The 21,181-nt window shown below is 61.7% G+C and carries 18 protein-coding genes and 2 pseudogenes; 15 read left to right on the top strand and 5 right to left on the bottom strand.

Features of this window, described 5'->3' with window-relative positions:
* Nucleotides 1-405: 405 nt before the first annotated feature.
* The 4 genes from DDD63_RS09900 to DDD63_RS12290 form a co-directional block, all read right to left on the bottom strand.
* The gene (locus DDD63_RS09900) at nt 406-981 is read right to left on the bottom strand and encodes a hypothetical protein (protein WP_125482502.1); all 576 of its coding nucleotides are present in this window, start codon (nt 979-981) and stop codon (nt 406-408) included.
* A 923-nt stretch (nt 982-1,904) separates the two neighbouring features.
* Entirely contained in the window at nt 1,905-2,621 is a 717-nt protein-coding gene (locus tag DDD63_RS09895) for an IS3 family transposase (RefSeq protein ID WP_108716227.1), read from the bottom strand.
* Nucleotides 2,622-2,737: 116 nt separating this feature from the next.
* Complete coding sequence (locus tag DDD63_RS09890; RefSeq protein ID WP_108716226.1) at nt 2,738-3,010, bottom strand: transposase; 273 nt, start codon at nt 3,008-3,010, stop codon at nt 2,738-2,740.
* A gap of 125 nt (nt 3,011-3,135) precedes the next feature.
* The gene (locus tag DDD63_RS12290; protein WP_164505519.1) at nt 3,136-3,279 is read right to left on the bottom strand and encodes a hypothetical protein; all 144 of its coding nucleotides are present in this window, start codon (nt 3,277-3,279) and stop codon (nt 3,136-3,138) included.
* Nucleotides 3,280-4,181: 902 nt separating this feature from the next.
* On the opposite strand from DDD63_RS12290, the gene DDD63_RS12060 reads away from it, so the two are divergent.
* Nucleotides 4,182-5,909 (top strand): hypothetical protein, encoded by a 1,728-nt coding sequence (locus tag DDD63_RS12060; RefSeq protein ID WP_125482501.1) that lies wholly within the window; start codon nt 4,182-4,184, stop codon nt 5,907-5,909.
* A gap of 293 nt (nt 5,910-6,202) precedes the next feature.
* On the opposite strand, the pseudogene DDD63_RS09875 reads toward DDD63_RS12060, so the two are convergent.
* Nucleotides 6,203-6,702: pseudogene (locus DDD63_RS09875) on the bottom strand (inorganic diphosphatase).
* Between the two features lie 84 nt (nt 6,703-6,786).
* Here DDD63_RS09875 and DDD63_RS09870 point away from each other — a divergent pair.
* The 14 genes and pseudogenes from DDD63_RS09870 (at nt 6,787) to panD (ending at nt 20,818) form a co-directional block, all read left to right on the top strand.
* Nucleotides 6,787-8,148 carry a D-alanyl-D-alanine carboxypeptidase gene (locus DDD63_RS09870; RefSeq protein ID WP_125482500.1) on the top strand — a complete coding sequence of 454 codons (1,362 nt, stop codon included), beginning with the start codon at nt 6,787-6,789 and terminating at the stop codon, nt 8,146-8,148.
* Between the two features lie 137 nt (nt 8,149-8,285).
* Complete coding sequence (locus tag DDD63_RS09865) at nt 8,286-9,215, top strand: zinc-dependent metalloprotease (RefSeq protein WP_108716222.1); 930 nt, start codon at nt 8,286-8,288, stop codon at nt 9,213-9,215.
* A gap of 1 nt (nt 9,216) precedes the next feature.
* Nucleotides 9,217-10,308 (top strand): tRNA lysidine(34) synthetase TilS, encoded by a 1,092-nt coding sequence (tilS, locus tag DDD63_RS09860; protein WP_108716221.1) that lies wholly within the window; start codon nt 9,217-9,219, stop codon nt 10,306-10,308.
* Between the two features lie 9 nt (nt 10,309-10,317).
* Nucleotides 10,318-10,872 carry a hypoxanthine phosphoribosyltransferase gene (hpt, locus tag DDD63_RS09855; RefSeq protein WP_108716220.1) on the top strand — a complete coding sequence of 185 codons (555 nt, stop codon included), beginning with the start codon at nt 10,318-10,320 and terminating at the stop codon, nt 10,870-10,872.
* 225 nt (nt 10,873-11,097) lie between these two features.
* Nucleotides 11,098-13,010: pseudogene (ftsH, locus tag DDD63_RS09850) on the top strand (ATP-dependent zinc metalloprotease FtsH).
* On the top strand, nt 13,003-13,596 hold the full coding sequence (gene folE / locus DDD63_RS09845) for a GTP cyclohydrolase I FolE (RefSeq protein WP_108716219.1): 594 nt from the start codon (nt 13,003-13,005) through the stop codon (nt 13,594-13,596). The pseudogene ftsH and the gene folE overlap by 8 nt, the downstream one beginning before the upstream one ends.
* A 91-nt stretch (nt 13,597-13,687) precedes the next feature.
* Complete coding sequence (gene folP, locus DDD63_RS09840; RefSeq protein ID WP_240611253.1) at nt 13,688-14,539, top strand: dihydropteroate synthase; 852 nt, start codon at nt 13,688-13,690, stop codon at nt 14,537-14,539.
* Complete coding sequence (gene folK / locus DDD63_RS09835) at nt 14,532-15,581, top strand: 2-amino-4-hydroxy-6-hydroxymethyldihydropteridine diphosphokinase (protein WP_108716217.1); 1,050 nt, start codon at nt 14,532-14,534, stop codon at nt 15,579-15,581. Before folP ends, folK begins: the two co-directional genes overlap by 8 nt.
* 13 nt (nt 15,582-15,594) lie before the next feature.
* Complete coding sequence (locus DDD63_RS09830) at nt 15,595-16,068, top strand: DUF3180 family protein (protein WP_108716216.1); 474 nt, start codon at nt 15,595-15,597, stop codon at nt 16,066-16,068.
* A gap of 72 nt (nt 16,069-16,140) precedes the next feature.
* Nucleotides 16,141-16,518: a PH domain-containing protein gene (locus DDD63_RS09825; protein WP_164505518.1), complete on the top strand. Its 378-nt coding sequence runs from the start codon at nt 16,141-16,143 to the stop codon at nt 16,516-16,518.
* Between the two features lie 109 nt (nt 16,519-16,627).
* Nucleotides 16,628-18,280 (top strand): PH domain-containing protein, encoded by a 1,653-nt coding sequence (locus DDD63_RS09820; protein WP_108716214.1) that lies wholly within the window; start codon nt 16,628-16,630, stop codon nt 18,278-18,280.
* A gap of 165 nt (nt 18,281-18,445) precedes the next feature.
* A complete protein-coding gene (locus tag DDD63_RS09815) occupies nt 18,446-19,393 on the top strand; it encodes a DUF2520 domain-containing protein (RefSeq protein ID WP_108716213.1) in 948 nt (315 codons plus the stop codon).
* 128 nt (nt 19,394-19,521) lie between these two features.
* Nucleotides 19,522-20,370, top strand: a complete 849-nt coding sequence (gene panC / locus DDD63_RS09810; protein ID WP_108716212.1) for a pantoate--beta-alanine ligase — start codon at nt 19,522-19,524, stop codon at nt 20,368-20,370.
* On the top strand, nt 20,363-20,818 hold the full coding sequence (panD, locus tag DDD63_RS09805; protein WP_240611252.1) for an aspartate 1-decarboxylase: 456 nt from the start codon (nt 20,363-20,365) through the stop codon (nt 20,816-20,818). The genes panC and panD overlap by 8 nt, the downstream gene beginning before the upstream one ends.
* Nucleotides 20,819-21,181 lie beyond the last annotated feature (363 nt).

The following is a 21,181-nucleotide window of genomic DNA, read 5'->3' as shown; positions in this document are numbered from 1 at the left end:
CCGGCAAGGCGGGTCTGAAGGTTGGCGACGCGTCCAACGACTTCCACCAGTTGTAGCTCCCGCCCGAGCTTGGCGCACTCTCCGGACAGGGGAGCACCTGCCAAGCTGCGTAACGCGGCCGTGATGGTGCTGGCAAGGACGATGGACTGCCGATATCCGCAGCGCGATGGCCGCGGATATCGGCCTTCCTCTGGTTTAGTTATCGGATGGCTAAGCTATCGGATCGCTTAGTTATCGGGTTCGGGGATGGGGACCGAGACCCAGTCGCCGCTTGAAGTGGACTCTCGCATCTGGAACTCGGTCAGTTCAAAGTTCGATTCGACTTCGAAAAAAGCCCTGTCCCGCGTGGTAGGCGGTCCTCGTTTCTTTTGGTGCCAGTTTGGCTGCCGGGTTTCGTCGGCCGGGTTATGGGGTGCTGGTTGGTGTGGTGTTGGTGGGTTGTGGGAAGGGGACTTCGGTCCAGGGGGTCTTGTTTTGTGGGTCGCGGCGGTCTTGCATTTCGATGGTGGTGAGTTCGAAGTCGCCTTCGACTTCGTAGAACAGCCAGCCTTCCCCAGACTCGCCGGGGTAGAGTGATGGGACTTTCACGAGGTAGTCGTCTCCGCGGTAACTGACTCCAACATCGAGATAGCGCGGTTCGTGTCGTTTATGTCCGTTGGTGTAGCCGTCGAGTCGTCTTCCGAGCTCGGTGAAGGGGTCGGCTTGTTCGTTGCCGGTGTTGGTGACGCGGAGTTTGATGCCGAGGAACCGGTGGCCCTCGATAACGATGTTGACGGGTGGGTCGTAGGTGGTCAGGTACTCGGTGACGTCAGGCTTGTATTCTAAGACTTCGACGCTCCAGTCTCCGATCTGCGTCACCCCAGACGTCGGCGACGTCGTGCTGGGTTCCGGCGTAGTTGTGATAGGCGTAGGTACTGGGCTGGTCGTACTCGTGCTATTGGTTGTTGGTGTGGGTGTGGTGTGGTGTCTGCCAGCGATCATGACCCGGCGACTACCACCGCGATCACGATGAGGACGCCAACGAGTGCCCAGGCCCGGCCGGGAAGACCCCGCCGACCAGCGGTAGTGGCGGTGTTCGTACCGTGGGCTGGGGCGGGTGTGTTGCTGGTCGTGGCTGGTGTTCGCGTTTCGTGCGACTGGTGACCGGGGTTCGGGGGTTGTGGTCCGGTCGGTGGTGTGGTCATGTGGGGGTTCTCCTGTCTGGTTTGCTGGTCGTCGTAATTGATTGTTGCAGGTTTGTCTGCATTATGCAGGTCTGGAGTGAAGCGTCCTGGGTTTTGTTCCTACCTGTTTTTGAGAGGATAGGAATATGCCGAAGAAGTATTCGCCGGAGTTTCGGGAGCGGGCGGTCAGGTTGTTGTCTGACCGACTGTCGGAGGATTCCTCGTGTTCCACGTGGCAGGCAGCCAGCCAGAATCGCGGTGAGGTTGGGTATCAGCACGGAGTCACTGCGGCGTTGGTGGGAAGATCGATACAGGTGCACGGCCTGGTCCCACGGGTGAGGAACACGAGGAGATCAAGCGGCTCAAGCGTGAGAATGCTGAGTTGCGACGGGCCAACGAGATTTTGAAGACCGCCTCGGCTTTTTTCGCAGCGGAGCTCGACCGACCGGGACGATGATGATCTCTTATATCGATACGTATAAGGATCGTTTCGGGGCCCGTGCCTATCTGCCGGACACTGAATAATTACCTTGAGGGCGGCTTCATCACCGCCCGGGGCTACCGTGCCGCCAAGGCCCGTCCGCCCAGTGCGAGGAGACGACGAGATCAGCTTCTGGTCGACGAGCTTGGGGCGGATTCACAGTGAGAACTACAGCGCCTACGGGGGCTGTTGAGGGTTTGGTTGGCAGTTTTCCTTCTGATTGTTAGGCCGCGTGGGACGCGGCTGGTTCCAGTGTTGTTTCACTTGCCCAGCGCTCGTTGACGTCTTTTCCTGTGATATGTCCGTTTGATCCAGTGGGTGATCGCGGCCGAGAGCTCGCGGCGGCTGGCCCAGGACCTGCGGTCGAGAACATTCTTTTGCACGAGGGCGAAGAACGATTCCATCGCAACGTTATCCCCACACGCCCCAACCCTGCCCATCGACCCGACAGCTTCGTAGGCCCTCAAGGCAGCGCGGAACTTCCTCGAACCGAATTGCCAGCCCCGATCCGAGTGGACGATCACTCCCTGTGGGTAACCTCGTTTCCTCATCACATCATCAAGCGCTGCCACCGCCAGGGACGCCTTCACCCGCGAACTGGTCGCATAGCCCACGATTCCGCGCGAGCACAGGTCCTTGATCACACACAGGCAGAGCCTTCCCTGGACAGTCCACTGCTCAGTAATATCCGTGACCCACGCAGTATTTGGAGCATCAGCATCAAAGTGCCACTCAAACAGGTCATCATGGACCGGAGCACCCGACTTCTTCCCACGCGGCCTACACCTGGTAATCACCGAGAACACCTGAATCTTCGAGCACAACCGCCATACGCGTCGCTCTGAAAGCCGATAGCCACGATCCGCAAACTCGTCGGCAATGAACCGGTAGCCAAATCCGGGATCATCACTGTAGACCTCACGAATCACCTCGCAGATCTCAGCATCTTTCCCTTTCCCGGGCACTAACCTTGTCATGTAGCCACTTACAAAAAGCTTGGCGAAAAAACTTCAGTACCCAAGCCGCGATCATCAAGGTCGCCTTTCCCTCAGCAATTAGCACTTCCACGGTCAAGAACATCCTTTTGGGCGGATCACCCCTGAGACAAATATGCCGCCACGACACGCAGCACCACATTTTCCATCTCCAGCTCCCGGATCCGCTTGAGTGCAGCACACATCTCTTTAACAACCGCCAGATCGCTTGACGAGCTCATCCCATGAACATCCAAGCAAGCCTCCGTGATCCATTCTTGCAGCAAGGACCGAGAGATCCCCAGATCAACGCACACATACCCCCGACTGATCCCTGACTCAACCAGCACAACCGCATCAGCCATGAACTGCTCACTATACAACCTTGCCATAACCAACACCCTTCCCAGCCCCACACCCGCGAAGCAACCCAGACACCAACCAAACCCCCAACAATCCCGGACGCTTCAGGCCAGGTCGTGGTGTGGCCGTGTCGCGGCGGTAGGTGGGGTTGGGGTTATGGGGTGGTGGTTGGTGTTGACGTCGTCTCTGTTGGTGCGGGGAAGGGGACACTGGTCCAGGGTGTCTTGTTGTTCGGGTCGCGGCGGTCTTGCATTTCGATGGTGGTGAGCTCGAAGTCGCCGCGGACTTGGTAGAACAACCAGCCTTCCCCAGACTCACCGGGTTCCAGGTAGCGGACATCTGAAAGGTAGTCGTCTCCGCGGTAACTGACTCCAACATCAAGATAGTACGGCTGCAGGGCTGGCCCCCGCTCTCGATGCCGTCGAGGCGTTCTCCGAGCTCGGTGAAGGCGTTGGCCTTGTCTCCGGTGTTGGTGACGCGGAGTTTGATGCCGAGGTGCCGGTGGCCCTCGATCGTGATCTCTACGGGTGGGTCGTAGGTGGTCAAATAGTCGGTGACATCGGGTTTGTACTCTAAGACTTCCACACTCCAGTCCCCGATCTGTGTAGCCTCGGACGTCGGTGAAACGGTTGGTTCCGGTGTGGTCGTGGTCGGCGTGGGGGCGGGGCCGGCTGTGTTACCACTGGGGACCGGTGTGGGTGTGGCGTGGTTGCGTCCAGCGATCATGACCCCGGCGACCACGACGGCAACCACGACGAGGCAGCCGATGGCTGCCCACGCCCAGCCGGGTAGGCCCTGCCGAGTGGCGGTAGGAGTGGTAGCGCTCTGAGTGGGGTCGGGGGTGTGGCTGGTTGGGGCTGGTGTTTGCGTCTTGTGTGACTGGTGACCCGGATTGATGGGACCCGGTGTGTTCGTGTGCGGTGGTGTGGTCATAGGGGTTCTCCTGTCTGGTCTGGTCGTTGTATTGATTGTTGCAGGTTTATCCGCATCGTGCAGGTCTCGAGTGTGAGCAGGCGCGGGACGTCTCACTCTACTGGTTGTTGTTGAGATCATGGGAGGGTGGGTTTGTCAAGTCTATGGTGTGGGTATTGATACCCATAGCGGACGGGTAGGGATGGGTTGTAGGGTCGCTGGTAGCACCCGGCAGCAGATAGTGGCAGGGTGGATGAGACGTGATCTCTAAAGAGAACGGAGATAATCATGGCGAGTAGGGAGCAGCGCAGGCGCCTGGAGGATATTGCTGCATTCGACCCGGACCAAGCCTTTGAATTGTCGCGAAAGCTTGGTGACATCAGTGAGGGTTTTGAGGGGTTGCGGGGCACGATTGGTCGGCGGATGAATCCGGATGATTTGGGGATTCGTGGCGCGGCGGGTGAGGCGTTCCGGGAGTCGATGGAGGGTATCCGGCGCCGGATTGGACGGCATGCCGACGACACCAAGGCGATGAGTGACTCGTGCAAAGTTGTTGGTGATGCTGTGGTGGAGGCGCGGCAGGCGCATGAGGAGATTAGTGCGGATACGCAGGCCTCGGATGGGGCGTATGCGCAGGAGTCACGGGCGATGCATCGGGTGCAGTCTGCGGATCCGACGGGGTTGACAACACCGGTTATTGACGCACGTATGAGTCATGTCACTGCCGCCTATGAGGCTCGGGATAGTGGGTTTGAGGAGAAAGCTGGGCGGATGGTGGATTATGTGGGTGAGGAGGTGGATCGCGCGATTCGTATGCTGCCCCGCTCGGAGAAGGCGGCTCCGCGGTCCTATGTGACCTACATGCCGCCATCGTCGTCTGGTGTGGATTCGTCGGTGACGGGCCTGCCCTCTGATGGTGGGGCGTCGTATGCGGCGGCGTTGGCGGAGGGCCGCCCGACAGACACGGACCCAGACCTAGACGTGTCGGATGGTGGTGGGTCTGTTGTTCCGTCGGTGGGTGCGGTTGCGGCGGGTGTGGGTGTTTCTGGGAGTTTGGCGTGGATGTTTTCGTGGTATGCGGGTGAACGTGTGGAGGGCATGGTGGGTACTCCACAAGGCAGGATGATCCGAGCTGATTCCGCAGAAGCACGCTACTTGTATGGTCCGGGTGAGGGGGATTTGATGGACCGGGTCCGGGAAGCCGGACGTCTCTCCTTCCAAGACAACAACAACCCCACGGGTGGTGCGGCGGGTGCGGCTGCGGGTGCTGCTGGTGCGGCGGGGTTGGCTCGTGGTGCGGCATCTGGTGTGCGGTGGAGTAATGCGCAGCAGATGGGCATGCGCCCCACCCGTATCCCCTTATCAGGCCAACCCCAACAAGCCACCGGTACCGGGGCCCGTGGAACCGGGGCCGGGGCACGCGGTGCTGGTGGTGTGCGTGGCGGCCAAGCCCAGCAGGCCGGTATGCGTGGCACGGGTGGCGTTCGTGGTGGTCAGGCCCAGCAGACCGGTGCCCGCGGAACAGGTGCCCGTGGGACGGGCGTTCGCGGCGGTCAAGTACAGCAGTCTGGTCGTGGAACCGGTGTTCGTGGTGGACAGCCTGCTGGTGGTCGTGCTGGGACTGGCCGTGGAGCCGGTACGGGCGGCGTCCGGGGCGGGCAGACACAGCAGTTTGGTGTGCGTGGTGCTGGTCGGAAGAAGGATGAGCGGGAGCGGAAGTGGAGTCCGGAGGTGCGTTTTGCTATGCGTGGTCGGGAGGTTCCGGATCCGCAGGAAGAGGAACGCCGCAAGGAGGAAGCGCTCAAGCGTTTGGATGCGGTGTGGTTGAGTCGCCATGGTGCCGAGAGCATCCGTGAGCGTGAGCGGCGTGAGGCCGAGGAAGCCACCCGTCGTGAAATGTTCTCCCGCCCCCCTGCTGTACTGGCGGCCACCCCGCGAAGACGAACAACAACAATAGACTGGCCGAACGGGTGCTACGGTCCCACATATCCGTGGAGCAGCCGGACGGTCCGGTAAGGCCGTCGTCGCAGAGGACGAACAGCCCCACGTATCTGTGGGGCACCCTCAGCCATTTGGGACTGCTCTGTCTGTGGGACGCGTGCCGCGAAGCGGGTGTATGTTGCGGAAGATGAAGAGGCCCTGTGATGGAAGAAGTCGGTGGTACGGAAGGTCATGGGGCTACGTCGGCGACCGCTAGACTACATCTAGACCGCATCGGCGACAGCCAGAGGGTGCGCATCACTGTCGCGCCATGAAAGTCAAGGCCCTACACCGAGCAAAGCCGCCCGCCGCCCGCCGCAAGCGATGAATCAGTGCTCGTAATAGTGCTGGTCAATCGCGCGCTGGTAGGAGCGTTGGATTTCCGCCTCGGCCTCGAGACGTCCTACCCAGTGGGCGCCTTCCACCGACTTACCCGGTTCGAGGTCCTTGTAGACCTCGAAGAAGTGCTGGATTTCGAGGCGGTGGAATTCGCTGACATCCTCAATCTCCGTGCGCCAGGACGCTCGCTGGTCCCCGAAGGGACGCAAAGAACCTTGTCATCGCCGCCGTGCTCGTCGCGCATGCGGAACATTCCCAGTGCGCGGCAGCGGATCACACAGCCGGGGAATGTCGGCTCTTCCAGCAGTACGAGGGCGTCCAACGGGTCGCCGTCTTCACCAAGCGTGTCGTCGATAAAACCGTAATCGTCCGGGTAGCGCGTTGAGGTGAACAGCATGCGATCCAGGCGGATTCGCCCTGTCTTGTGGTCCAGTTCGTACTTGTTCCGGTTGCCTTTCGGGATCTCGATGGTGACATCGAATTCAAGCATTTGCGTCTCCTCCTTCGACGGGACATCCTTGGCTCACTCGCCGTAGAGACCACGGGCCGAGGTCTACTGTGCGAGACTTGGCCTGTGAAACGACGAACACAGGTGGCGTTCTCTGCCGTGCTGGCACTCGTTGCCGGGTACCTTGTTGCGGATGCATACGATCTTACCCCGGGTATGCTCACAACGCGTGCTACCGTTCCGGATCCCCTGCCGTATCCGAGTGTGAACACCGTTGTGTCCAACCCAATGTTGCCCTCTTTCGACGCCGCCGCTCCAATTCCATCGGCCGGTGATATTGAAGAGGCCATTGCCGAGCTCGAGGCAGATCCACGGGTCACCGGCGTTGTCTCCGTCGAGATGTCTGACGCCCTGACGGGAGAGACTATCGTTTCGCATAACGCCGACCAGGCGCGCACGCCGGCGTCGAATATGAAGTTGGTGACCGCCGCCGTTGCGTTGGAGACTCTCGGCCCCGATACAACTTTGCCGACGACGACGAAACTCTCCGGCACCACCGTCTACCTCGTGGGCGGCGGTGACACGTTGCTAGCCGCTGCAGAAGGAGACTCGGCGGCAGTCAAGGGGCGGTCCGGGCTGGGAGACCTGGCGCGCGATACCTCTGCCGCGCTGAAAGAACGGGGAGTAACGAGTGTGACGTTAGCGGTGGACTCCTCGCTTTTCTCCGGCCCGCTTTACCATCCGGATATCACGGGTTCCGATACGGGTTACATCATGGAGATGCGTCCTATTGCGGTGATGCAGTCGCGCAACGAGGTGGGAGCCTATACGCGCGATGCCGACTTGTCAGCACTGCAGATATTCGCCGACGCATTGACACAGCAAGGGATCGAGGTGACAGTATCGGGACGTGAAACTGCGCCGGACGACGCCGATGAGCTGGCGGAGGTTCGCAGTGCCACCGTACGGGAGCTCGTCGATTTTGCACTGACAGATTCCGACAACACGACTGCGGACGTTCTCGGGCACCTGGTCGCGCTTGAACGCGGGAAGGAAGGGAGCTTCGAAGGTGCGGCTGAGGCGACACGCGAGGCGCTGACCGAACTCGGTTATGGCCTTGATTCCGTTGTCATTTCAGACAATTCCGGACTGTCGCCGTCGAACAAACTCACAACCGGATTGCTGCTGGAGATTGTGGACAATGTGTACCGGTGCGATGGTTGCGTACTGGAGAGCATTGCGTCCGGGGTGCCAGTGAGCGGGCTATCCGGAACACTCGATGATCGCTACGGCGGCGAGGATATGGGTGCGCGCATCCATGCGAAAACGGGAACACTGACCACGGCGGCGTCGTTATCCGGATTCCTCCTGACCACGGATGGGCGACTGCTCGAATTCTCCGTGTTGATAGACCAGGTAGAGGAAGGAACTGTGACGCAGGCGCGACGCGCCATCGATGACTTCATGACATCCGTTGCCCGATTGTGAGGCGGGAGCTTTTTCGCCGCAGAATGCGAGGGTCAGACCGGGGCCGCCGGTGGGTTTGCTCTCGATGACCCTGCCTCGCAGTATGGCGCGGAGCGAAGAACTCGTTGTCGAGGGCGGGAAACCGGTACGGTAGGTCCATGGCAGAAATGAATACGCGGATTGTGGGGCAGGTATCGGCGTTGCTTTCCGGCCGACTTCCTGCCATCAAGCCGGGCGACGGCGAAGCGCTGGTGGCGGAACTGCATTCGCAGGCGACGAAGGCCCCGAGGATCGTCGGAGATGTAACCGGGCTGGGTGAAGCCGCGCACGCTGCAGCACACACTCCCGTGTACGTAGTAGATCGTTCGCGTTGGTCGGTTGCAACGGCACAGTCTGCGCGATCCGTGCTCAAACCATATTTGGAACAGTCGGCGGGCCCGTTGTCCTCCCGATTACAGGCGGTGGAGTTTGCAGCCGGGTTGGCTCCGCTTTCCCGCTCGGTTCTCGGCCAGTACGATCCCTTCTGCGGCCTACCGGGACGGCTCCTGCTGGTGGCGCCGAATCTACACGTGTTCGCCAAGGACTTCGATCTCAAGCAGAGCGATGTTGCGCTGTGGGTGTGCATCCATGAACTGACCCATGCCGTGCAGTTCAACGCCGCGCCCTGGCTGCTGGACTATTTGCTCTCTCGCGCCCACCGGCTACTCGAAACTTACGAAAACGCTGCACGAATTGACTTCGATGCGGGTGTGGGCGCGGAGATCGCCGCAGTGATGAGCCTGCTGGAAGGGCATGCCGAATACGTGATGAACCATGTGCCCTATGCCGTCCTGCCTGGCAGGCGCCGCCTAATGGCCGCGCTGCGCCGCCGTCGCGACGCAGCAAACCCTTTGCAGAAACTCGTACGCCATATCACTGGACTGGACGCGAAGCTCGCCCAGTATTCGGATGGTGTGGCATTCGTCGCCGCCGTGGTCGACGAGGTGGGGCATGAGGGGCTGAACATGGTGTGGGAAGACCCGCTGAACGTTCCCAGCCGCAGCGAGATCGATTCTCCGCAGGCCTGGATCAACCGGGTGCTTAGCTGATATGAGTGGTCCGCATCCGGTGGTGGCCGCTGCTCGCAGGGCCGTGTGGCAGGCCTTGTCTGACGCCGATGTGCCGACCGGCCGCCGACTACTACTAGCTGTATCGGGCGGCTCCGACTCCATGGCACTCGCCCAGGCTGTGCTTTTCGTTGCGGCACGGAATGGCTTTCCGGTGGTGAGCCTGACGGTGGATCATGGGCTGCGTTCTGATTCGCGCGCCGAGGCTGAGCAGGTGGCCGAGTGGTTGGTGCAATACGGCGTCGAACAAGGACTGGTCCGAACCGTAGACGTATCCGGACCCGGAGGTCCGGAAGCAGCGGCGCGCACCGCCCGTTACACAGCTTTGGCGGATGCGGCGCGTTCGTTGGCGGGCACGGACGGGGCCCCGGCTGTGGTGCTTCTCGGTCATACGGCCGACGATCAGGCGGAGACTGTGCTGCTCGGCCTGGCACGCGGCGCGGGGGCACGTTCGATATGGGGGATGCCGGTGGTCGGAGCGCTGCCGGGGGCAGAAGATGTGATCGCCCTCCGTCCACTCCTGGAACTCCAGCGTGAGGATCTGCGGGACGGATTGCGATCAGCAGATATTGACTGGGTAGATGATCCGACGAACGACCTTGATTCGAATTGGCGGGCTGCCGATGGCACGGTGCTACGGCGCAGCGCAATCCGCCACCGGGTGCTTCCAGAGCTTTCGCGAGCCCTCGGTCCGGGGGTTGTGGGTGCGCTTGGACGGACGGCGAGACAGTTGCGCGACGACGGTACCGCGCTCGACGTGTGGGCGCAGCGCGAGAGCACAGGAATGGGCGGGCAGCTCGCCATCACATACCTACGGACCCTGCCGGTGGCAATCCGTACACGCGTGCTTCGCCTGGCAGCGCTGGCTGCAGGGGCCCGCGCCGGAGAGCTCTCCACATGGCACCTTGCCCACCTGGATGATCTGGTGATGGGTGCCGGTGGTGGACGCGGAATTGATCTGCCCGGTGGTGTCCGTGCTGTGCAAAGAGACGGGCGGATCTGCTTCGACGGCGTAGGCTTGGAAGGTGTTGACCCGGTGGACAGGCCATCGGCAGGACGTGTGAAGGGACGTTAGAGGGTTCATATGGACGCACGGGATATGGGCGAAGACCTCGCCAAGGTGCTATTGACCGCCCAGGAAATCGACGAGCGACTCGACGCCGTCGCCGCGCAAATCGACGACTATTATCAGGGAAAGGAGGTTCTTCTTGTAGGCGTGCTGCGGGGCGCTGTTATGACAATGGCAGACTTGGCGCGCAAGCTCCACACCCCGGTGACGATGGATTGGATGGCCGTTTCCTCCTACGGTTCGGGTACGAAGTCCTCCGGTGTGGTGCGTATCCTCAAGGATTTAGACACGGACATTCAGGGGCGTGATGTGCTTATCGTCGAGGACATCATTGATTCGGGCCTCACGCTTTCCTGGCTGAAATCCAATCTTGAATCGCGGGAGCCCGACTCGGTACGCATCGCCACCTTGCTGCGCAAGCCGGATGCGGCGGTTGTTGATCTGCCGGTAGCCTTCGTAGGCTTTGACATACCTAACGAGTTCGTGGTCGGCTACGGCCTCGATTACGCGGAGCGGTATCGGCATCTGCCCTTTGTCGGCACGCTAGCTCCGCACGTCTACGGAGGCTGAATGACACAGGAAACCGCCCACACCGAGGCTGAGGGGAAGGCAGCAGCGGTGGCTACAACGGGTGCCCCGACATCGGTAGAGAGCCCGGGTGTCGTTGACTCCGATCAACCCGCGGGCAGCAAGCCGGAGGAAGCCGATCCGGAATCTCAGGCGGGTCGGTCCTTAGAACATGGTGGAGGTGGCAAGCAGGGAAAGAATGACAAGGCGAAACGACGTCGCCTTCGTCTGCGTCTTCTCACCGTAACTGTGGTGGCCGCCGTCGTCGCAGTTGTGGTTGCGTTGTGGGTGACCTCGGACGCGCGTCGTTTCAAATCGGTTACCACCTCCGAAGGGATCGCACTACTGGAAACGGCGAAGATCACGCGCGCCGAGATAACCGACGGCACCCAGCAGGTGCGGCTCTGGCTGACGGCGCCAACAAAATCCATGGATGAGAAGGGTGAAACCCACTCTGTCGGTACACGGGTGACATTCCAATACGTGGATGCGCAGGCGGATCAGATCGCCAAATTAGTCGCTACGGCCAAGCCAACCCGCGGCTACAACTCGGTGGTGCCGGTGGACTCGATCTGGTCGTCAATCGTCGTCATGGCGGTGCCACTGCTCATCATTGTCGCCTTCTTCGTGTTCATCACCTCGCAAATGCAGTCGGGGTTGGGAGGGCTCGGCAATTTACGTGACCGCCGCACACCGGAGGGGGATCGGCCAAACGTCACCTTCGGCGACGTCGCCGGAGAGGACGAAGCCGTCGCCGAACTACAGGAGATCACCGAGTTTCTTAGAGTGCCGGAGCGTTTCCATGCTCTGGGGGCGAAAATCCCACGTGGCGTCCTCCTGTATGGTCCGCCCGGCACCGGGAAGACACTGCTTGCCCGGGCGGTTGCCGGAGAAGCAGGCGTGCCCTTCTTTACCATTTCCGCCTCCGAGTTTGTAGAGATGTTTGTGGGAGTGGGAGCTTCGCGCGTTCGCTCGCTGTTCAATAAGGCGAAGGAGCAAGCTCCGGCTATCGTTTTCGTGGACGAGATCGACGCCGTCGGCCGCGGGCGTGGGGTCGGTATTGGCGGCGGCAACGATGAACGCGAGCAGACTCTCAACCAACTGTTGGTAGAACTGGACGGTTTCGACGAGCGTGCGAATGTCATTTTGATCGCGGCGACGAACCGGCCCGATGTGCTTGACCCTGCGCTGCTGCGCCCCGGGCGTTTTGATCGGCAGATCGCCGTGGACTCCCCCGATCTCAACGGGCGGAGTGCGATTCTTGCGGTACATGCTCGGGCAAGCCCCTGGAGGCCGATATCGATCTGGCGGCAGTTGCCCGCCGCACCCCTGGATTCACCGGCGCCGACTTGGAGAATATCCTGAATGAAGCAGCTTTACTGGCGGCGCGTAATTCACACGAGCGAATCACTGAAGACGATGTGGATGAGGCAATCGACCGGGTGCTCGCCGGGCCGCAGCGCAGCTCGCGGGTGATGAATGCCGAAGAAAAACGTATGACAGCCTACCACGAAGCTGGGCATGCGCTTGCTGCCGCCGCTCTGCACCACACCGATCCGGTGACCAAGGTGACGATTCTGCCGCGCGGTCGTGCGCTCGGGTACACGATGGTCATGCCGCAGGAGGACCGCTACTCGCACTCTCGTAGTCAACTGTTAGATGAGATTACCTACGCATTGGGAGGCCGTGCGGCCGAGGAGATTATTTTCGGCGACCCCTCCACCGGCGCGGCCAACGATATTCAGAAGGCCACGTCGGTGGCACGCCGCATGGTCACCGAATACGGTATGACCTCCAGTATCGGGCCGGTACGTACCGTCACCTCCGAGGGTGATCCCCTTACTGCGGGAGCGGGCGAAGGCCAACCAATTCTGTCTGACGCCTTGGCGGGGCAAATAGATGTCGAGGTGCGGCATCTAATTGACGACGCCCATGCGGAGGCGCGCAGTATCATCACGCAGAATCGCGACGTGTTGGATACTTTGGCACAGCGTTTACTCGAGAAAGAAACGGTGCTGGAGGCCGAGTTGACAGAGATCTTCGCCGCCGTGCGGCTGGCGCCGCAGCGGCGGAAGTGGGAATCGTCTTCTACCGAGCAGGTGGGGGCTGCCGGAGCCGAAACCGAGGTGCGCGATGACTGACACTCCAGCCGGAGCGGTGCGCGCATACGACGAAGAGCGCGTCCGTCGCGCGGTACGGGACCTCTTGTTCGCCATCGGGGAAAATCCCGAGCGTGACGGTCTGCGGGATACCCCGGAGCGGATTGCGCGTGCCTGGCGTGAGATGCTGTCCGGACTGCATTCCGACCCCGACGAGGTGCTGGAGGCACAGTTCGACATCGGCCATCAGGAGATGGTGCTGGTCAAGGATATTCCGCTCTATTCCCTGTGCGAGCACCATCTGCTGCCTTTCCACGGAGTGGCGCACGTGGCATACATACCGGGTGTGGACGGGAAGGTGACCGGTTTGTCCAAACTCGCGCGGCTGGTTGAGGGCTATGCGCGTCGTCCGCAGGTCCAAGAACGTCTGACGTCCCAAGTTGCAGACGCACTTGTGCGTAAACTAGGAGCACGTGGCGTCATCGTCGTCGTCGAAGCGGAGCACTTGTGCATGTCAATGCGCGGTGTTCGCAAACCGGGGGCACGGACCATCACCTCGGCGGTCCGTGGCATTATGCGCAACTCCGCCACCCGTGCGGAGGCCATGAGCCTGATCAACTCGCAGTAGCGCGGAAGGTGTTCGGGCCGGTGGCTTCGGCGATGAGGCGACGCCGTAGTGGTGATGCCATCCGACCAGACGGACGAAAGCGAGAGGCGATATGGCAGTGACTCGAGTTCCTCGATACCCGGGCCGGACCCTTGTGATGGGTATCCTCAACGTGACCCCGGATTCTTTCTCCGATGGTGGAGCATGGATGAACGTCGATGATGCCATTTCACGGGGATATGAACTGATCAGGCAGGGCGCGGATATTATCGATATCGGTGGAGAATCGACTCGACCCGGCGCTACGCCGTTGTCGGCCCAGAAAGAATGGGATCGCATCGGTGCCGTGGTGCGTGCACTGGCACAAACAGAGACGGTGGTATCGGTTGACACCTACCACGCCCATACGGCTCGGCGGGCGGCTGATGCCGGAGCATCGATCATTAACGACGTGACCGGCGGGGCTGGCGACCCGAGTATGTTCTCGGCGGTCGCGGCTACCGGGTGTACGTACATCATGCAGCATATGCGCGGTATGCCACAGAGCATGGATAGCATGGCCGAGTACGATTCGGTGCCAGAAGAGGTGGCTGCAGAACTGGCTGCGGCCATGGAACGTGCCATATCCGCGGGAGTCAGGCGCGAGCAGATCATACTGGATCCCGGTTTCGGCTTCGCCAAGGTCGCGCACCAGAATTGGGATCTGGCTGCACATATGGAAGCGGTGCTAGCACTCGGAGCGCCGGTGCTGGTCGGTGTGTCACGGAAGCGATTTCTGGCCGAGGTGACTGACGGTGGTGAGCCGGAGGATCGAGACGCGGCGACGGCCGCGCTGACCAGCTACTTCGCACAACTGGGCGTGTGGGGTGTACGAGTGCATGACGTGGCGGCCTCACGTGCCGCTGTGCTCACCGAGGCTCGGTTGCGTGCGGCCGGGCGGCAAAAGGAGGCATCCAATGACTGACACGGTTCGTATTAGCGGTGTATCGGCGATGGGATGCCATGGCGTGTATCCGGAGGAACACTCCACACCGCAACGTTTCGTTGTGGATATTGCCATGGAAGTTGATGTGCGTGCAGGTTGGCAGCACGACGCGCTTGAGTCGACAATCTCCTATGGTGATGCGGCGCGCGACGCGGTGGCAGTGATTACCGGCGAGCACGCCGCTCTTATTGAGACCCTGGCACAGCGCATCGCCGACCGGATCCTGGGGCGCGGCGCGCTCTCAGTGGAAGTCACTGTCCACAAACCGGAAGCGCCGGTTGATGTTCCTTTTGCCGACGCCTCGGTGACCCTCCGGCGTCGCGGACCGCTTCTCGACGACGATGCCGGAATACGGCACGCCGTCGTCGCCCTCGGCGCGAACCTCGGAAAGCGGCGGGCCACGCTTGACCATGCCATTGCGCTGATCCGTGAGCTCGACGTGCACGTGACCGCCGTTTCGCCGTTCATGCTGACAAAGGCACAGATTGCACCCGGGCAGGCGCCGCAACCTGATTATCTCAACGCGGTGTTGGCCCTGGACACCGCGTTGTCGCCACTCCAATTGCTCGATGAGTTGCAACGCATCGAGGTGCGGTGCGGGCGAGTGCGCCACGGGAGGTGGAGCGCTCGCCGGGTGGATATTGACATTATCGATTTTGCCGGTATCGATTCCGACTATCCGCGTCTGCTCCTCCCGCATCCGCGGGCGGCATGGCGCCTGTTCGTGTTGGAGCCCTGGGCGCGCATTGAACCGGACGCTTCCCTGGGCGGAGTGCCTATTCGCGAGCGGATCGAAAGGCTGTATGCAGCAGAGGCGGGTGCTGACCGCTTTGCCGGGCCAACCGAGTTGGACAACGCAGCCGTCGGTTCCGGTGATGGAAGCTTGCCGGGCGAATCTGAGCGGCCCAGCGGCCCTGCGGGTGGCGAACCGCCCGCGGTGCATGAGGCGGCCTCGCCACATGAGGCGGACACTCGCAGCGCTGGGCGGGCCCCTTCCGGTCCGAAGGCGGAACGCGATTGAGGGTTAGGTGCTAATGCGGCGCACTACGTGGTGGATGCTGGTGTGCTGTGCAGTTGTCGGCGTGGCACTGGGCGCCCTTCTCGCAATCGCAATGTTCGCGGGCGGGGTTCCCCTGGTGCGGCTGCCGTTACTCCTGCCGGTTGTTGTCGCTGCGGCTGCCGTATTCTTGCTTGCCCTTGGCTGGCAGGTGCGGCGCGGCCGTGCGGGGAGGCGGAGTCGGCTCTCCGCACTTCAGTCGGCTCCTGTTGCCGCCCTTGCCCAGGCATCCAGCCGGACCGGTGCGTTACTTGCGGGAGCGGCAGGAGCCTTTGCCGTGGCGTGCATGGAGGATCGCGGATCCGCGTATTTGCATTGGCAGGCGACGGCGAGCCTGTGGACCGCCGTGGCGAGTCTGCTGCTCGTGGTAGCTGGCGTCGTTGTGGAGGCTTGGTGTGCGCTTGGGGATGGCGGCAGCCGCAGGCCGACGGAACGTGGTGTCTTGCAGTAGTTTATGAGGTGTCCTGGCGCGGTGGCACGGACGGCTGGGGAAGCGCAGGCGCGCGTTCGTTACACTGTAGACATGACCAGAACGCCACTCGGAGAGGGGCTTGAGTTTCGGCCCGTTGACCCTGGTTTGATCGCCGTCCGCCTCCAAATGTGGATTGCTGCCGCGATCCCGCTGCTCGCCGGGCTTGTCGCGCTGTGCCTGACTCTGTGGGGCAGCTATCCGTGGACATGGGTCTTTCCGGCACTTCTCGTGATCGTTGTGGGATGGCGGTGTGCCCTGTTGCCGCGTCAGGTGCGTGCCATCGGTTATGCGGAACTCGACAACGAGCTGGTGATCCGCCGCGGTGTCATGTGGCAACGCCTAGATGTCATTCCCTACGGGCGGATGCAACACGTGGACGTAACGGCGGGCCGCTACTTGCACGGCGCGGTTTGGCCAAGGTGCAGTTGACGACCGCGTCGGTGGCCTCGAATGGGCAAATCCCCGGGGTGACGGTCGCCGAAGCGCAACGGTTGCGTGAGAAGCTCACCGGGCTCGGATCGTCCCGGATGGAGGGACTGTGAACTCTGGAGACAATGCCGTGCCGGGCGAGAACCTGGTCAATGAGCCAAATCCGGCGACGGGTGCGAGCCGAAAGGTGGAAGAGGGGTTCCCGACTGGCGCGGGTGATCGAGCAGCCATGCAATCGGTCCCGCCGGATGCCTGGCGGCCGTTTTCATACGCGACGCCGCTCAGCTCTGTGGCCAAACTGTGGGGATTTGTAGTTGTTGCCCTGTTCGCCATTTTCAAGGGCTTCCTGGAAGGCGACAGCGTCTATGCGGATGTGTGGGACTGGCTGATTCACCTCGGCACCGTCTGGATTTGGCGTGCGGTTGGGATCCTTGCCGCCGTCGGTGCGGTAACAGCGGTATGCGGCGCAGTCATCTGGCATTTCACGAGGTTCGCACTGGTTGAAGATGGCATTCACTTGCGCCGTGGCGTGTTGATTAAGCGACACCTGCACATGCGCTGGGATCGTGTACAAACAGTGGACGTTACGCAGCGCTTCTTCGCCCGGTTGATCGGGCAGGGAAGCGTACTGGTCGCAAGTGCGGGCGCGCAGACGATCGAGCTCGGTTTGCTGCGGCGCGCCGATTGTGAAGCGCTACGCGCGACGATTATGCATGTCAGCGCCCAGGCACGGGCCGGAGAAACCATACGAATTCCGGAGAGCGTGGAACTGGACGATACCTCCGAGCGCATCACCTACCGGTTACCTACCGGGCGATTGGTTGTGACATCGCTGCTGTCGGGATCTGCGGTGGTGGGCGTGCTATCGGTCCTTTTTTCACTCTGGTTGGCAGATGCCTTCTCCGTGACGGCAATTGTCCCCCTGCTTGTTATTCTGGCGACCGCCTTATGGAACGGGTTAGGCAACGTGGCGAGAAAGTGGGGCTGTGAGGTGCGCCTTGCTCCTGCCGGAGTGCAAGTGCGGGCCGGATTCGGCTCCCGGAAAGCACGTACCCTCCTGCCGGGGCGGGTCCATGCCGTGATTCTATCTCAGCCATTACTGTGGCGTCGTTTTGACTGGTGGCGCCTACAGGTGGTGGTGGCACGTTCTGCGCTGGATGTGGACACGTGGCGGCGGGGATGGACTATCCCCGCGGGGACCCGGCAGGATGTCCTGCGCATGCTCTGGTGCTTCGTTCCCGACCTGGGAGTGGAGGATGCTGAACGGTTCCTCGCTGAGAGTCTCGACGGCGCAGGAGATTCGGAACACTATATGCTCGCCGGCAGGAACGCGCACTGGTTCAACCCCCTTGGATGGCAGGCGGAGGCGATAGCGGTTACTTCCACCGCTGCGGTGCTGCGGCGCGGGCGGTGGCGGCGTCAAGTGCAAATCATCCTGCACGAACACTGCCAATCCTTGGCGTTGGTCCGCGGACCTTTCAGCCGCTGGCTCGGATTGGCCGGATTGCGATTCTGTTACGTACAGGTGCCGGGAGAAATGACGCAGCGGCATATGGACCTAGCCGACGCACAGCGCCTTTTGTGGGAGGAGAACCGGCGCACAATTGATCGGCGAACGATATCCGACGGGGAGAGCTTGGAGCAGTGGCGGATACGCGTTGGTGTAGTCGACGGTGAAGGCTCCGCGCAAGCCAATACTGGCGATGGCGATGCTGCAGATGATCGACTCGGTGAGCCCAACAGCTTGGCGCCCCGGCTATGATAGAGACGACTGTCCCGGAGGGATGACTGTTCAGAACGCACGGCGGGGCTGAGCGGGGATTCGGGGTGGAGCCGCGATGGGTGGGTCAGAGTAGAACTAGCGATGGCTGGCCGGGGCAAGCCCGCAATGGTCGGGTCAGAGTGGAACCGGGACTAAGCTGAGTGTATGTCAACTGATTCGCGATCCCAGGCGGCCTCGCGCGCCGGGCGGCTGCGTATCGGCATTATTTCCGCCGGTAAGGTAGGTGTGGCGCTTGGCGCCGCGCTGCGTGGTACCGGGCACACCATCACGGGCGCCTACGCATCCTCGGATGCCAGCCGTGATCGCCTAGACGCCATGCTTCCACAGGTTCCCGCTCTCTCGGCGCAGGAGATCACTGCTGTGTCCGACGTCGTGCTTTTTGCAGTTCCCGACGACGAACTTGCCCCGCTGGTTGCAGGTCTTGCCAAACTCGGCGCGTTCCGGCCCGGGCACCTCGCGATCCACGTCGTCGGCAGATATGGTACTTCGGTGTTGGAGCCTGTTCGGGCAGCGGGAGCTTTGGCGCTGGCAATTCACCCGGCTATGACTTTCACGGGCACATCCCTTGACCTCAACCGCCTCAATGGTTGCCCCTTCGCGGTCACCGGACCGGCAACTCTGCTGCCCGTGGCGCAGGCGTTAGTCACTGAGATGGGCGGGGTTCCTTTTACCGTTGCGGAAGAGGATCGGGGCCTTTATCACGCGGCAATAGCGCACGGGGCGAATCATCTGGTCACGCTGGTTGCGCAGGCAATGCGGGCGCTTGCGGCCGTCGGCATCGACAACCCGGGCGAGTATCTTCGCCCTCTCGTTGAAGCCTCGTTGGACGGCGCTTTGCGTTCAGGTGAATCGCTGCTCACCGGTCCGGTGGTACGCGGCGATGTTGGAACGGTAGCGGAGCACGCCGAGGCCTTTCGTGTGCTTGCGGCAACTGGTGATTTCGCGGATATTCCGCCGGTCTATCAGGCGCTTGCGACGGCGACGGCGCAGCGAGCGGGTGCACGCCGCCTTTTGCGCCCCGAGCAGGTCGAGGCGATTGAAAGGGCCGCTGCCGGAGCTACCGGAGAGATGCCGAGCGTGGCATCCAGTTAGTGGCACAGCCTTGGAGAAGTGGTCCGTTTTACTCCTAGGCGTTTGCCCGACCCGGCGAGATGTAGACCACGTACGAGTGATCCCTCACGAACTCGTCCGGCGAGTTAACCGACCGGTACGCTTGAAGCGTGGCAGTTCTGACGCGTACTAAAGATGAACTTCACGCCGCGCTCGCCCAGCTGGATGGTGATGTCGCTCTTGTGATGACGATGGGAGCCCTGCACGAGGGTCACCTGTCGTTGGTTCGCGCTGCGCGAGAGACGGCGTCGAACGTCGTCGTATCGATTTTCGTCAACCCGCTGCAGTTCGGGCCGGGCGAGGATTACGAAGCGTACCCGCGCGATCTGGATGCCGACCTGGCACTGCTGGAGTCACTGGGCGTCGCGGTGGTGTTTGCGCCGGGTGTGGACGATATGTACCCGCGCGAGCCTCTGGTGCGTATCAACCCCGGGCCCATGGCTGAGGTGCTGGAGGGTAAGACGCGCCCAACGCATTTCGCCGGGGTTCTGCAGGTTGTCCACAAGGTGTTCAATTTGGTACAGCCACAGGTGGCCTTCTTCGGTCAGAAGGACGCGCAGCAGCTGGCCTTGGTGCGCACCATGGTGGCCGATCTCGACATGCCGCTTGAGATTCGGGCGGTGCCTATTCAGCGGGAGGAGTCGGGCCTGGCGCTCTCTTCGCGTAACTCCTATCTTTCTGAGACGCAGCGCATTGAGGCGCTGGCGTTGAATCAGGCGCTAGTGCTGGGGCGTGACGCCGCCCTGCACGGCGCGTCGCCGACGGTGACACTGCGGACTGCTCGCGACTATTTGGAAGCCGCACCTGGCGTGCGCATCGATTACATAACGCTCGTGGATCCCGATACTTTTGAGGAAATTGATGGAGAAGCGGCTGCATCACGCGGATTACTCGCAACCGCTGCCTGGGTGGGTAGCACCCGCCTGATCGACAATATGGAGGTCGAGTTTCATGACTGAATCTGCCAATTCTCCGGTCCGTCTGCGGCGCATGATGACCGGAAAAATTCACCGGGTTACCGTCACTGGAGCGGACTTGAACTACGTCGGCTCGATAACCATCGACGCCGACCTGCTTGATGCCTCCGATATTCTTCCCGGGCAGGAGGTCGACGTCGTCGACGTAACAAACGGAGCACGGCTGACGACCTACGTTATTCCCGGTGAGCGCGGCAGCGGTGAGATTACCGTGAACGGTGCAGCGGCGCATCTGATCCATGAGGGAGATGTTGCCATCGTGATCTCCTACTCGTTGCTCGACGACGCCAGCGCACATAGCTACCAGCCGCATGTGGTGTTCGTGGATGAGCACAACAGGGTTGTGCAGGTGGATGGTGAGCCGGGAGAGGCTCCCGCCGGTCATGGCCTTGCGAGCTCCGGCGTGAGTTTTACATCCGTGCTGAGCTAGTCGGCTCACTCTTAGCGGTGCCCTGGCGGCTGCGGGACTCCTTAGCGCGGGGAGTGGCAGGAGTCCCGGATCGTGCGGGGTGGGCGGCGGCAACGCGTGGGTGAGCTTGTAAGAAGTGTCGGTGAGTCGGCGAGAAGTGTCGGGTTTTTCAAGAAGTGTCGTGAAATAGGCGGAGTTTCTTGAAAATCCCGACACTTCTTGGCATTGGGGGTGGTGTGCCCGGCGGGCGGGTGGGGTGTTTGCGCTGGGATGAGTTTGCCCGGGTGGGTGTTGGCGCGGTTGTGCTGGTGTCAGTGTGCTTGGGTGGCGAGGAGCTTGCCCAGGTTGTTTGGAGTGGCTGTGTGCGGGTGTGTGGTGCTTGGC

The sequence above is a fragment of the Actinobaculum sp. 313 genome, assembly GCF_003073475.1.
Classification (GTDB): domain Bacteria; phylum Actinomycetota; class Actinomycetes; order Actinomycetales; family Actinomycetaceae; genus Asp313.
The sequence above is the reverse complement of the archived record's forward strand: the minus strand, read 5'-3'. Positions and strand labels throughout refer to the sequence as shown.